This is a genomic window from Rhodococcus sp. IEGM 1305 (assembly GCF_030058635.1).
GTDB lineage: Bacteria > Actinomycetota > Actinomycetes > Mycobacteriales > Mycobacteriaceae > Rhodococcus_F > Rhodococcus_F opacus_D.
Map to the genome: position 1 here is coordinate 23170 of NZ_JASHKX010000029.1, position 13047 is coordinate 36216.

Below are 13047 nucleotides of genomic sequence, written 5' to 3' on the forward strand. Positions count from 1 at the left end.
CTGTCAGGAGTTCAGCGCACCGTCCGGGTGGACGAGATGGCGATCGCTCCGAACAGCCCTACCAGGGCGAATGCGTAGAAGCCCCACGGCACCGCGTAGCCCGCGCCCAGCAGGACGCCGCCGAGGATCGGACCGCAGATCGCGCCCACCCGGCCCACACCGGCCGACCAGCCGAGCGCGGTGGCGCGGATCTGCGGCGGGTGGTTCGCGCTCGTGAACGCGTAGACGAGAACCTGTGCGCTGAACACGAAGCAGCCGGCGAGGAACACCAGGGCGTAGATGCCGAACGACACCTTGACGCTGAGCAGGGCGAGGAACACCGCGGCGCCCGCGAACCAGATGATGGCCGCGGTGCGCGGGCCGATCTTGTTGGCGACGCCGCCCGCGATCAGCAGTCCGACCACCGCGCCCGCGTTGAGGATCAGCAGGAACGTCAGTGACGCGCCGAGGTTGTAGCCCGCCTCGCGCATGATCGTCGGCAGCCACGTGTTGAGACCGTAGACGAGCAGCAGTCCCATGAACGACGTGACCCAGATGGCGATGCTGTTGCGCAGGAACGGGCGCGAGAACAGGGCGCGCACCGGGTTGGCCGAGGCCGCGACGGGAGCGTCGGCGGCGGGTGCAGCCTCCAGTTCCAGGCCGTACTGCTTCGCGACGGCCTCGGCCTCGGCGCGCTTGCCGTGTGCCAGCAGGTACGAGGGGGACTCGGGGAGGTAGCGCAGCATCAGCGGAATCAGGACCACGGCGGGCAGGGCGCCGACGACGAACATCGAACGCCAGCCGAACGGTTCGATCAGCACGATCGCCAGCGCAGCGGTTGCGACGGCACCCACGTGATATCCGGTCATCAGCAGCGTCGACGCGGAACCGCCGCCCTGCCTCTTCGAGAACTCGTTGACCAGGGCCAGCGCCGTCGGCAGTGCGCCGCCGAGTCCGACTCCGGCGAGGAAGCGGAACAGTCCGAAGAAGAACGGATTGGGCGCCACGGCGCAGAGGAGCGTGAGAACGGAGAACGCCGCAACGGCATACAGAAGGGCGCGCCGGCGTCCGATGACGTCGGTCAGCGTCCCGATGACCAGCGCTCCGATCGTCATGCCGACCAGGCCGAAAGTCGAGATGAACGTGATCGTTCCTGTCGAGAGCCCCCAGTCCTCGTAGTCGAGGAGGGAAGGGATGACGGCGCCGAGGACCACTAGGTCGAAACCGTCGAGCAGTACGGCTACCCAGCAGAGGGGCGCTACCCAGAGGGCGGTGGAGGCGCGGGCGGCGCTTCGTTGGGAAGTGGTCATGGTGTCCTCGACGTTCGGCGGTGATGTGCGCGGGTTGTTCGCGATGCGAACCCTAGTTCTATACGCGGACTTATTGTGTGGCGCGCCATAGTTGCCTGTCAAACATCGGCTACTCCACGCCCCGGCAGGTCAAGAACTGGTAAAGCCTGTGTGGATAATCGATCGGGTACCGAATCGATGAGCCAGGACGGATTGTGAGACCCAACCCCCAGGTGGCTGCGAGCCGTCCGAGCCACGCCGCGGCGCCACCGTCGGCCGTGAACGGTTACCGGTACGACCTCGACGGTCTGCGCGGAATCGCGATCGCGCTGGTCGTGGTCTATCACGTGTGGTTCGGGCGGGTGTCCGGCGGCGTCGACATCTTCCTGGTCCTCTCCGGGTTCTTCTTCACGGGCATGCTCGTGCGACGCGCCGGGGCGGATTCGGGTCCGTCGATTCCCGCCGTCCTGCGGCGCACCGCCCGCCGGCTGCTGCCCGCGTTCGTGGTGGTGTCGGCCGCGACCGCGGTCGTGACGGTGATCCAGCGGCCGTTCACGCAGTGGTCGGGGATTGCGGACCAACTCCTCGCGTCACTGCTGTACGTGCAGAACTGGCAGCTGGCCCGGACGGCGTCCGACTACGCCGCCGCCGACGCGTCGGTCAGTCCGCTGCAGCACCTGTGGTCGATGTCCGTGCAGGGGCAGTTCTACCTGGTCGCCCTCGCGGTGGTGGCCGGGATCGCGTGGACGTGCCGTCGTCGCGGCCGACCGGACCTCCTCCGCCGCGTGCTGGGTGGTGTCCTCGTTCTCGGGTTGGTGGCGTCGTTCGCCTACGCGGCCGTGCTGTCGCAGGACCGGCAGTCGTGGGCGTACTTCGACACGTTCGCGCGACTGTGGGAGCTGCTCGCGGGGGCGTTGCTCGCGCTCGTCGTGCACCGGGTCGCGCTGCCCCGGTGGTCGCGGACCGTCCTCGCGGTGTCGGGCTTCGCCGTGGTCCTCGGATGCGGGTTCCTCGTCGACGGCGCCGCCCTGTTCCCCGGACCGGCGGCCCTGATCCCGGTCGGCGCGGCGGTGGCGCTGATCCTCGCGGGCGCCGGGCGGTCCGAGCAGCCGGGGATCGTGACGATGATGGCGTCGCGGCCGTTCGTCGAACTCGGTGGCCTGGCGTATTCGCTGTACCTGTGGCACTGGCCGATCCTCATCTTCTACCTCACGTGGCGGGAGCGGCCCGCGGTCGGAGCGCTCGGCGGACTCGCGGTGACCCTCGTGTCGCTGGTGCTGGCGTGGCTCACCCAGCGGCTGATCGAAGCGCGGTTCCAGACCGGGTCGGCCCGGCCGAGGCGAGCGCTGACCGCGCTGGTCGCGATCCTCGGCGTCGCCGTGGTCGGGACCGCGTCCGGCTGGCACGTGTATCTGGTCCGCAACCCCGAGACGACCGCCCGGGTCGGTGAGCTGGACCCGTGGCTGTACCCGGGCGCGGCGTCGTTGACCGACGGCGCGTTCGCGCCGCGCACGGACATGCGACCCACCCTGCTCGAGGCGTCGGGAGATCTTCCGCAGCCGACCCTCGACGGCTGCATCTCCGATCTGAGCACCCGCGACGTCGTCACCTGCGTGTACGGCGACCTCACCGCCGACCGGACGATCGCCGTGGTGGGCAGTTCCCACGCCGAGCACTGGGTGCCCGCGCTCGATCGCATCGGGCAACAGCGCGGCATCCGGGTCGAGACGTACCTCAAGATGGGGTGCCCGCTGACCGTCGCGGACGTCCCGCTGCTCGCCGGCGAGCCGTATCCCGAGTGCGGCGACTGGTCCCGCGACGTGCTCGACCGTCTCCGGGATCACCGGCCGGACTGGGTGTTCTCGACGTCCTCCAGGCCCAACGAGGAGGGCGCCGGCGACGTCACCCCCGACGACTACGTGGGCCTGTGGGCGCGGCTGGCGGATTTCGGGCTCCCGTTCCTCGGCATCCGCGACACGCCGTGGCTGCACAACGACGGCGTCCCGTATTCGGTCGTCGACTGCCTCGCCGACGGCGGCGACGCGGACAGTTGCGGGATGCCCCGCGACGACGTGCTGGCCCCGGACAACCCGACGCTCGAGGCGGCCCGCGACCTGCTGTCGGTGCATCCGCTCGACCTCACGGACGCCGTGTGTGACGTGGCGATCTGCCGTGCGGTGCAGGGAAACATCCTCGTGTACCACGATTCGCATCACCTCTCGGCGACGTACGTCCGGAGCCTCGTCCCCGAACTCGACCGTCAGATCGGCATGGCCACCCGCTGGTGGTGACCGGGATACTGGCGGCATGTCCGAAGACGACCGCAGCATGCTGGGACGCGCCTTCCTGGTGCTGGGTTCGTTCACCTCGGAGCGCCCTCGGCTGTCGCAGTCGGAGCTGAGCCGGCGCACCGGACTGCCGCTGCCGACGGTGCACCGGCTGTGCCGTCAACTGGTCGGCAACGGCGCGCTCGAACGCGTCGACGACGGGCACTACGAGATCGGGGTGCGGCTGTGGGAGTTGGGTGCGCTCGCGCCCCGCGCCCACGGATTGCGGCAGGTGGCGTTGCCCTACCTCGAGGACCTGTACGAGGCGACGCGTGAGAACGTCCAGCTCGTGGTCCGGGAAGATCTCGAGGCGCTCTACATCGAACGGTTGTCGGCGCGCGGTGCCGTGACCGTCGTCGGGAGGGCCGGCGGCCGGTTGCCGCTGCACGCGTCGAGCGGCGGCCTCGTGCTGTTGGCGTTCGGCGGCAAGGACCTGCTCGACGAGGTCCTCGCGGCGGGCCTCGAACGCTTCACCCCGTCGACCATCACCACCGAACATCGCCTGCGCAGCACCCTCGACGACATCCGCCGAACCGGCTGGGTCACGTGCCGCGAACACCTCAACGTCGGAACGCTGGCCGTGGCCGCGCCGGTGTCGCGGTCGACGGGTGAGGTGGTGGCAGCGGTGTCCGTCGTGGTTCCGGCGGAGAAGGATCCCGCGCCCCTGATCCCGGCGGTGCGGGCGGCCGCACGCGGCATTTCCCGCGGCGTCGCGTAGCTCGTCTTTCACTCAGTGAAAGAGGGGGTGTTGCGATCACACGGCGGGCAGCACAGTGACTGGTGTCACGAACTACGCGAGGAGTCTGCTCATGAACACACAGGTCGGGATCGTCGGCGGGGGTCCCGCAGGACTGATGCTGTCCCATCTCCTGCACCTGAAGGGCATCGATTCCGTCGTGCTCGAAAGCCGCACCCGCGAGGAGGTGGAGGGCACGATCCGGGCCGGTGTGCTCGAACAGAACACCGTCGACCTGATGGTCGACACCGGACTCGGCGACCGCGTCAAGCGTGAAGGACTCACCCACCACGGCATCGAACTGCGGTTCGGCGGCCGCGGCCACCGCATCGACTTCGACGAACTGACCGGCGGCCGCGCCGTCACCGTCTACCCGCAGCACGAGGTCCTCAAAGACCTCATCGCCCGGCGTCTCGAAGACGACGGCGACATCCGCTTCGGCGTCTCCGACGTGCAGGTTCTGGACCACACGTCCGACAACCCGAAGATCACCTACCTCGACGCCGACGGCAACGAGCAGACACTCACCTGTGCGCTCGTCGCCGGTTGCGACGGCTCGCGGACCACCACCCGCGGTCTCATCCCCGAGACCACCGTGCGCACCGACCACTTCCGCCAGTACCCGTTCGCCTGGTTCGGCATCCTCGCCGAGGCCCCGCCGTCGTCCGAGGAACTGATCTACGCCAACCACCCCCGCGGCTTCGCGCTCATCAGCACCCGCACCCCGGAGGTCCAGCGGCACTACCTGCAGGTCGACCCGGACGACTCCATCGACAGCTGGTCCGACGACCGCATCTGGTCGGAACTGCACGCCCGCGTCGACGGCGAAGGCGCGGAGATCAAGGACGGCAAGATCTTCCAGAAGTCGATCCTGCAGTTCCGCAGCTTCGTGTGCGAACCCATGCAGCACGGCAACCTCTTCCTCGCCGGCGACGCCGCCCACACCGTGCCCCCCACCGGCGCGAAGGGCATGAACCTGGCGATCGCCGACGTGTACTTCCTCTCCAAGGCGATGGCCGAATACTTCGCCACCCGCAGCCGGGCCGGGCTCGAGGGTTACACCGACAGCGTCCTCCCACGCGTGTGGCGGACCCAGCACTTCTCCTGGTGGATGTCCTCGATGCTGCACCGACTCCCCGACGACACCGGATTCGGCCACAAGCGGCAGGTCGCCGAACTCGACATGGTCACCCGCTCCGTCGCCGGCCGCACCCTCATCGCCGAGAACTACGTCGGCACCCCGCTGGGCTGACACCCCGTGAGTACTTATTAACGTGGGGCGGTTAATAAGTACTCACGGGTGGCGGAGCCGCAACGAACGGGGCGAACAGCCGGGCGGTGTTCGCCGACGCCGCCGCGGTGTCCTCGGGTGGGTTGGCGATGAAACTCAAGGCGAGCCGGACGATGGCGTGCGCGATAATGTCCGCATCGTCCGGGGACGAGTTCACCCACGACCGCTGCAACGTCACTGCGAGCCGATCGGCCGCGGGACGAATGATGATGTTGCTGTCCGTCGTGATCAGGCGCAGCAGATCCTCGGGTGCCTTCCCCTGGTGCAGCGACATCACCAGGGGATCGGCTCCGCTGAGTTCGAAGAACGTCGCATAACCTTCCCGCAGAGCAGTTGTCGCGTCGCCGGGGTTCTCGTACAGAGCGGATTCGATGACGGTGACGAGGCTGTCGGTCAGCCGAAGTGCGTACCCCTCCGCCAGGCCGCGCCGCGAGCGGAACTCTTTGTAGATCGTCTGCCTGCTCAGCCCGGCGGCGACCGCGACGTCGGTCATGGTGATTGTCGGCCAGGGACGTTCGAGCAGCAGTTCCCGGAGCGCATCGAGGGTTGTCTCCCGCATCAGCGACGTCGCGGCCAGCCGGTATCGACTCTGTCGCTCGGTGCGGTCGTCTGCGGACATGACCTCGATGCTAGCGGGCGGCCGGAACCCGACCTTCCCGCTCGCCGGCGAGCACGTCGGTCAGAGCAACCGACTCGTCCGCCAATGCGGCGCGGTCGACTGTGCCGCCCCGGGCGATCATGGTGCGCACGGTTCGGAGGTCTTTCGGGCGGCCCACGGCGATGACCCCGACCGGCGTGCTCGCACGCACCGCGACCGCTGTGAAATCGCGATCGTCGATCGAACCGCGGATCACGTAGTCGTCGTCGAAACGGGTCGTGCCGGCGAACTGCACGTTGTGGCCGTACTGCGTGGACCATCCCCACGGAACGTCGGTGAACGGCGTGGGTTTCCCGAGGATGGAGTGCGCGGCGGCAATCCCCTGTGCCTGAGCGCCGTTCCAATGTTCGGAACGGAAACGCTCGGAGACACGCGCACCGGGGAGGTTGGCGGCGTCTCCGGCCGCGTAGACGCCGTCGGCCGAGGTGCGAAACCGCTCATCGACGGTGATGCCGTTGTGGACGCGCAGTCCCGCCGCGACCGCGAGCGTCACCTCGGGGACGGTGCCGACCGACACGAGGACGGTGCCTGCACTCCAGCTGCGACCGTCGTCTGCGGTGGCGCGGACGGAGCCGTCGTCGCTCACGTCGAGCGACGACAGTGCGACATCCGTGCAGACGTCGACGCCGTTCTCGGAGTGCAGCGACGCGATCATCGTCGAGATTTCCGGGGGCACAATTCGACTGAGGAGCGACGGGTCTCGTTCGAGGACGGTGACCTCCGCGCCGAGCGACCTCGCTGTGGCCGCGACCTCACATCCGATGAGACCCCCGCCAATCACGAGCAGGGAACCGGTGCGCCGAATCGACTCGCGAAGGGAATCGGCATCGGCCATCGACCGCAGAGTGAAGACGTGCGCACCGGAGACACCCTCGAGTTTTCGGGCCCGGCCACCGGTCGCGAGCAGCAGGGCACTGAACTGCAGTGTGTCGCCGGAGGAGAGCGTCAGCAACTTCCGCCGGGTGTCGAGTTCGACTGCCGTTGCACCGGTGATCAATTCGATATCTCTTTCCTTCCAGAAAGAGTCCGGCTTCAGCGCGGCCTTCTCCGGGGCAGTGGCACCCGACAGGAGGTCCTTCGACACCGTCGGCCGCCGATACGGCGGTGCGGGTTCGTCTCCGATCAGGACGACGCGCCCGCTGAAGCCTTCCGACCGGAGCGTCTGCGCGGCGCTCGCCCCTGCGATACCGGACCCGACGATGACCACCGTCGACAGTTCCGTGGAGAGATTCGGCATTGCGCTCATGCCCGGCTGACCTCGACCATGTCGAAGTCCGCCTTGGCGGCCCCACAGTCGGGGCACGACCAGTCCTCGGGAATATCGTCCCACCTGGTGCCGGGCTCGATGCCGTCCTCCGGCCAGCCCTCGGCCTCGTCGTACTCGAATCCGCATTGGGCGCAGCGGTAAAGCTTGAAATCGGTACTCATGTCACGCCACCTTCGGGTCGAAATCGATCTTTTCGCGGACCCCGCAGTCGGGGCAGCACCAGTCGTCGGGCACGTCGGCCCACGCGGTGCCGGCGGGAAATCCCTCCCGGGGTGCGCCGGACGCCTCGTCGTAGACGTAGTCGCAGACCGGGCACTGGTAGGCGGCCATCACCGAACTCCGCCGTTGTACTTGGCCAGCACCTTCTCGCGCTTGCCGGGTTGGATGTTCACACGGGTGATGTCGCCGTCGTAGTGGTCGAGCACGCGGTGATCCATCACCTTGCGCCAGAGCGGCGGGAAGTACGCGAGCGTGATCATGCTGGCGTAGCCGCTGGGCAGGTTGGGGGCGCCGTCCATGCTCCGGAGCGTCTGGTACCGCCTGGTCGGGTTCGCGTGATGGTCGCTGTGGCGCTGCAGGTGGTAGAGGAAGATGTTGGTGACGATGTGGTCGGAGTTCCAGCTGTGTGCGGGAGCGCAGCGCTCGTAGCGGCCGCTGGCGGTCTTCTGACGCATCAAGCCGTAGTGCTCGAGGTAGTTGACCGTCTCGAGGAGAGAGAAACCGTAGACCGCCTGAATGATCAGGAACGGGATGACGACCGGACCGAAGACGGTGATGAGCACACCGAACAGCACTACCGACATGAGCCAGGCATTGAGTACGTCGTTGTGAATGCTCCACGTGCTCTTGCCGAGTCGCTGCATCCGCGTCTTCTCGAGCTCCCAGGACGACTTCAGGCTTCCCCAGACGCTGCGGGGCAGGAACGTCCAGAAGCTCTCGCCGAAGCGTGAACTCGCCGGATCCTCCGGCGTGGCAACCCGAACGTGGTGGCCCCGGTTGTGCTCGATGTAGAAGTGACCGTAGAAGGTCTGCGCGAGAGTGATCTTGGCCAGCCACCGTTCGAGCTCGGTCTTCTTGTGGCCCATCTCGTGTGCGGTGTTGATGCCGATGCCGCCCATGACGGCGACGCTGAACGCGACGCCGACCTTCGACACCAGCCCGAGGCCGCCGTCGATGCCGAGCCAGGAGAGGTTGTCCGCCGACCAGAGGTAGCACGCGAACACCAGGCTCGCCATCTGGAACGGGATGAACACGTAGGTGCAGTACCGGTAGTACCTGTCGTTCTCGAGCTGTTCCATCACTTCCTCGGGCGGGTTCTGGCCGTCGGGCCCGAAGAACCTGTCGAGGAGCGGAAGCAGTCCGAACAACAGCAGGGCGCCGATCCACCACCACACCGGAGCAGCCGCCGACCATCCCAATTGGTTGAAAGCCCACACGAGCCCCGCAGCGAGGAACACTGCGGTCGGGGGAATCAATCCCATCAACCACAGGTAGCGCTTGCGGTCACGCCACGCTTCCGGTGGCGCCTCTCCTGAAATCCTGCCGACATTCGTCGTCGTCACGATCCGAACCTCCTCGTCCAGTAGCCGTGCCGGTATGAACCAGCTCACTCTCACTTGGACAGTACACGGACTTAGATCCAGAGGCTAGACAAATATGAAGATTTGTAAATCCGACGAGATGCAGTGCTCTAACGCCGGGGTCTTCGGTGCCGATAGACAGGTCGACACCGTTACACCGTGCTGAGGAGGCCCTCGATGTTCCGCGACCCCGGACTTCCCGACTGGCTCGAATTCGTCCTGGGCCTGCTCGGGTACCGCTGGTAGCTCCGCCTGTGAGTACTTATTAACCACGGGCGGTTAATAAGTACTCACGGGCGGAGCATCGCGGCAATGTGCCAGGGTGCCGGGTTCGCAGGCTTCGAGGAGCAGCGCCGTGGTGTGGCCGAGCACGCGGTGGTCGAGCGCGGGCGCCGTCCAGGACGTCACGCCGCCCGGCTGGAACGGGCGACCGACGTCCAGCGACCACTCCCGACTCAGCGTTTCGACGACGGCGGGGAGGTCGGACAGCCACGTTCGGCGCGGCGCGTCGGGTCACCGCCTTCCGCGGTCCCACACGCGCCGCGTCTGCTCGGCGATGTCAGGGTGGTGGGTCTGCTGGAAGTTGCGTCCACCGCGGGCGAAGGTGTGCACGGTCGCGGGCGGTACGTCGAGCTCGGCGACGGGTACGTCGAGCCACTCGCAGTCTCGGAGGTGCACCAGATCCACAGCCGCGGCCTCCGGACTCGAGTCGTAGCGCCACGGACCGTCGATCCGGCCGAGGAGGTAGAGCCCGTCGGCGTCACGCGACCAGACGAACGATCCGTCCAGCACCTGCGTGAAGCGTTCGAGCCGGCGTGCGGCCGGATCACCGTAGGTGCGCTCGGTCGCGTCGAGCGCCTCACTCAGATCGACGGGAGGTGGGGCCAGCAACCCGCCGATTCCACACACGTCCATCGCGAGCGCGCGCTGCACCGCGAGCCCTGGGTCCACGTCGTCGCGACGGGAACGCATCGGTGCGCGGTAGACGTCCGTGGGTGTCATACGTATGGATTCTCCCTGACGCCGAACCGCGATAGCACTATTCGGCAATCGTCCACCCGGTAAACTAGAACCTGTTACATTCGCGGGAGGGGTGCTACTTCTGGAACTCGGAGAGAACTCATGAGATACCGCGTCGTCGAATGGTCCACCGGTACGGTCGGGCGTCACGCCATCGCAGGGATCGACGCCCGCGACGACCTCGAACTGGTCGGCGTGTGGGTGTCCAATCCGGAGAAGGTCGGGAAGGACGCCGGGGAGCTGGCCGGTCTCGGAAGAGAACTCGGCGTGGCGGCGACCGACGACAAAGCGGCACTTCTCGCCCTGAAGCCGGACTGCATCGTGCACACCGCGATGACGGACGACCGCATCTTCGACGCCATCGAGGACCTGATCTCCTTCCTCGAGGCGGGCATCAACGTCGTGTCCTCGGGACCCGTTCTGTTGCAGTACCCGATCGGTGTGGTCCCGGACGAACTCGTCGACCGCATCCACCGCGCCGGCGAGCAGGGAGACGCGAGCCTCCACGTGAACGGTATCGACCCCGGATTCGCGAACGACATTCTGCCGCTGGCCATGACGAGCCTGTCGCAGCGGATCGACGAGGTGCGCTGCGCCGAGATCGCCGACTACTCCACCTACTACCAGCCGGTGGTGATGACCGAAATCTTCGGTTTCGGCAAACCTGTCGAGGAGACGCCGATGCTGTTCCAGCCGGGCGTGCTGTCGCTGGCGTGGGGGAGCGTCGTCCGCCAGATCGCCGCGGGACTGGACCTCACGCTCGACGAACCGCTCGTGGAGAAATTCGAACGCATCCCCGCCGAGCAGGATCTGGACATTCTGTCGTGCCACATCGCGAAGGGAACGGCGGCGGCGGTGCGGTTCGAAGTCGTCGGCACGGTCGACGGGGTGCCGCGTGTGGTCCTCGAGCACGTCACCCGCACCCACCCCGAACAGAAACCGGACTGGCCGAAACCGACCCGCGGCGACGGGTGCTACCGCATCGACATCACGGGCGAGCCGATGATGACCGTCGAGTTCAACCACCGCGGCGAAAACGGCGACCACAACGTGTCGGGGATGATCGTCACCGCGATGCGGCTGGTGAATTCGGTGCACGCGGTGGTCGGGGCTAAGCCGGGGCTGGTGACCGCACTCGATCTGCCTCTCGTCACCGGCCGCGGATTGTGCGCTTCGCACCCGTGAGTACTTGTTAACCGCCCGTGGTTAATAAGTACTCACAGGTCGAAGGCGCCGAGGGCTGTTCGGAGACCGTCCGGGCGCTCCGCGAGGGGAACGGGTTCGACGAGTGCGAACGCGCAGCCCACCTTTCGTGCCGCACCGTCGGCTTCCTCGCTGTCGCCGATCATCAGAGTACGTTCGGGCTCGGAACCGAGTGCGGCGAGAGCGTGCTCGAAGATCTTCGGGTCCGGTTTGATCGCACCCACCTCGAACGACAGCACGAACGCGTCGACGAGATGCTCGACTCCCAGGTCCGCGAACGCGGGCCGGATGTCGAACGCGATGTTGCTCAGCACCGCGACCTTGATTCCCCGGTCCTTCAGTGATGCAAGCACTTCCGCGGTGTCGGGGTATGCGCTCCAGCATCCCGGGTCGATGACCCGCTCGTACAGTCCGACCGCCTGGTCCTCGTGTGCGACCCCGGACTTGCGCAGGACGTCGAGGTACGCCTGCCGGTGGAACCGAGGGTCGAGGTCGCGGTTGGTCCACGCGTGGTGCTCGGCCGCGTCCATCTCGACGGTCTGGCCGACGGGCGCCGTCATGCGCCGCATCAACTCGGCCTGCTGGTGGAGGTCGAACGGCTCACCGTCGTGGTCGGTGAGGTCGGCCATCCAGCTGTCGTCCTCCTCCAGCCGGAACAGCGTGCCGGAGAAGTCGAAGATCACTGCGTCGAATTCGGTGAGATCGGAAGCCACGTTTCCAGGCTAACGCGCGGTGCACGCGACTTCAGGGTGAAGCCGGACGGGGTCAGTCGACTTCGAGTTCACCCATCAGCGACCACTCGGTGCCGTCGATCGTGGTGTTGATGATCCGCGGCGTCTGCGCGAGGGCGGGTTTCAACTCGCGCAAGGCGTTCTGGAAGTGCTCGCTCTGCACGTGGGCGACGGCGGCGTCGTCGTCACGGAATGCCTCGACGAGGACGTACAGGTTCGGATCCTCCACCGCCCGCGACCAGTAGAACCACAGGTTGCCCGGTTCGTTTCGGGTCGCGTCGGTGAACGGCTGCACCAGGTCGAGCCAGCCGTCCGCGTGGTCCGGTTTCACGGTGAAGTTGACGACGATGAAGATCACGGCTGCCTCACTTCTCGAGTTGACGCATTCGAATCCTACGCGCGCGATGTCGTCGGATCCCCGACCGAGCGGCGTAGCCGGGTGAGGATGCGCGTGAAGCTGTCAGGGTCGTCCAGGGCACGCGCGAGGACGAGCGCGCCCTGGATACCCGCGACGACCTCCTCGGCGAGCGGCCGCGACTGCCTGCCGTGGCCGGCGTCGGCGAGGGCGCCGGCGAGCGAATCGACCCAGTCGGTGAAGTAGGCGCGGACGCGGTGGGCGAAGCGGTCGCGTTCGAGGCCGAGCGCGAACGCGCCGAACAGGCAGATTCGGCGTCCCGACCGGAAGTACGTCTCGACCTCGTCGAACATCCGCTCCAGGCGGGCGGCGGCGGGCTCGGACCGGCGCAGCGGCAGGTATACGGCGGTCTGGAACCAGGCGTCGACCTCGTCGAGGACGGCCTCGGCCATCTCGTCCTTGCCGCGAGGGAAGAAGTTGTACAGGCTGCCTTTGCCGAGTCCCGTGTGCTCGGTGATGACGGCCAGGCTCGCGCCGTCGAACCCGTGGGATCGGAACACCTCCGCCAGCACGGGGACGACGTCGCCGCGCTCGGCTACTGCTCGGGGCAT

Annotated in this window: 15 protein-coding genes; 4 read left to right on the forward strand and 11 right to left on the reverse strand. The window is 67.3% G+C overall.

Annotation, left to right across the window (positions count from 1 at the left end; all coding sequences use genetic code 11):
* Positions 1 to 11: 11 nt before the first annotated feature.
* Positions 12 to 1289: an MFS transporter gene (locus QM693_RS28230; RefSeq protein WP_283353964.1), complete on the reverse strand. Its 1278-nt coding sequence runs from the start codon at positions 1287 to 1289 to the stop codon at positions 12 to 14.
* Positions 1290 to 1483: 194 nt separating this feature from the next.
* Between QM693_RS28230 and QM693_RS28235 the strand changes: the two genes are divergently transcribed.
* The 3 genes from QM693_RS28235 to QM693_RS28245 all read left to right on the forward strand — a co-directional run bounded on the left by QM693_RS28235 (position 1484) and on the right by QM693_RS28245 (position 5583).
* Positions 1484 to 3559, forward strand: coding sequence for an acyltransferase family protein (locus tag QM693_RS28235; protein WP_283353965.1), 2076 nt, complete (start codon positions 1484 to 1486; stop codon positions 3557 to 3559).
* 16 nt (positions 3560 to 3575) lie between these two features.
* A complete protein-coding gene (locus QM693_RS28240) occupies positions 3576 to 4313 on the forward strand; it encodes an IclR family transcriptional regulator (protein ID WP_280780593.1) in 738 nt (245 codons plus the stop codon).
* A gap of 91 nt (positions 4314 to 4404) precedes the next feature.
* Complete coding sequence (locus QM693_RS28245) at positions 4405 to 5583, forward strand: 4-hydroxybenzoate 3-monooxygenase (protein ID WP_283353966.1); 1179 nt, start codon at positions 4405 to 4407, stop codon at positions 5581 to 5583.
* Positions 5584 to 5614: 31 nt separating this feature from the next.
* Here the strand turns inward: QM693_RS28245 and QM693_RS28250 are convergent, their stop codons facing one another.
* The 7 genes from QM693_RS28250 to QM693_RS28280 form a co-directional block, all read right to left on the reverse strand.
* Positions 5615 to 6241, reverse strand: a complete 627-nt coding sequence (locus QM693_RS28250; protein ID WP_283353967.1) for a TetR/AcrR family transcriptional regulator — start codon at positions 6239 to 6241, stop codon at positions 5615 to 5617.
* 10 nt (positions 6242 to 6251) lie between these two features.
* Complete coding sequence (locus QM693_RS28255; protein ID WP_283353968.1) at positions 6252 to 7526, reverse strand: NAD(P)/FAD-dependent oxidoreductase; 1275 nt, start codon at positions 7524 to 7526, stop codon at positions 6252 to 6254.
* Positions 7523 to 7708: a rubredoxin gene (locus QM693_RS28260; RefSeq protein ID WP_009475223.1), complete on the reverse strand. Its 186-nt coding sequence runs from the start codon at positions 7706 to 7708 to the stop codon at positions 7523 to 7525. Before QM693_RS28260 ends, QM693_RS28255 begins: the two co-directional genes overlap by 4 nt.
* Position 7709: 1 nt before the next feature.
* Complete coding sequence (locus tag QM693_RS28265; protein ID WP_005251085.1) at positions 7710 to 7877, reverse strand: rubredoxin; 168 nt, start codon at positions 7875 to 7877, stop codon at positions 7710 to 7712.
* A complete protein-coding gene (locus QM693_RS28270; RefSeq protein ID WP_502942680.1) occupies positions 7877 to 9157 on the reverse strand; it encodes an alkane 1-monooxygenase in 1281 nt (426 codons plus the stop codon). The genes QM693_RS28265 and QM693_RS28270 overlap by 1 nt, the downstream gene beginning before the upstream one ends.
* Before the next feature lie 249 nt (positions 9158 to 9406).
* Entirely contained in the window at positions 9407 to 9535 is a 129-nt protein-coding gene (locus QM693_RS28275) for a hypothetical protein (RefSeq protein WP_283353970.1), read from the reverse strand.
* Positions 9536 to 9640: 105 nt separating this feature from the next.
* Positions 9641 to 10129 (reverse strand): GAF domain-containing protein, encoded by a 489-nt coding sequence (locus QM693_RS28280; protein ID WP_247250936.1) that lies wholly within the window; start codon positions 10127 to 10129, stop codon positions 9641 to 9643.
* A gap of 120 nt (positions 10130 to 10249) precedes the next feature.
* Here QM693_RS28280 and QM693_RS28285 point away from each other — a divergent pair, with 120 nt between their 5' ends.
* Positions 10250 to 11332 carry an NAD(P)H-dependent amine dehydrogenase family protein gene (locus tag QM693_RS28285; RefSeq protein ID WP_283353971.1) on the forward strand — a complete coding sequence of 361 codons (1083 nt, stop codon included), beginning with the start codon at positions 10250 to 10252 and terminating at the stop codon, positions 11330 to 11332.
* Positions 11333 to 11364: 32 nt separating this feature from the next.
* Here QM693_RS28285 and QM693_RS28290 read toward each other — a convergent pair whose 3' ends face one another.
* The 3 genes from QM693_RS28290 to QM693_RS28300 are packed head-to-tail and all read right to left on the reverse strand — an operon-like array spanning position 11365 to position 13047.
* Complete coding sequence (locus tag QM693_RS28290; RefSeq protein ID WP_283353972.1) at positions 11365 to 12063, reverse strand: HAD family hydrolase; 699 nt, start codon at positions 12061 to 12063, stop codon at positions 11365 to 11367.
* Positions 12064 to 12115: 52 nt separating this feature from the next.
* Positions 12116 to 12439, reverse strand: a complete 324-nt coding sequence (locus QM693_RS28295) for a putative quinol monooxygenase (protein WP_167115687.1) — start codon at positions 12437 to 12439, stop codon at positions 12116 to 12118.
* A 35-nt stretch (positions 12440 to 12474) separates the two neighbouring features.
* Positions 12475 to 13047 (reverse strand): LmrA/YxaF family transcription factor, encoded by a 573-nt coding sequence (locus QM693_RS28300; RefSeq protein ID WP_283353973.1) that lies wholly within the window; start codon positions 13045 to 13047, stop codon positions 12475 to 12477.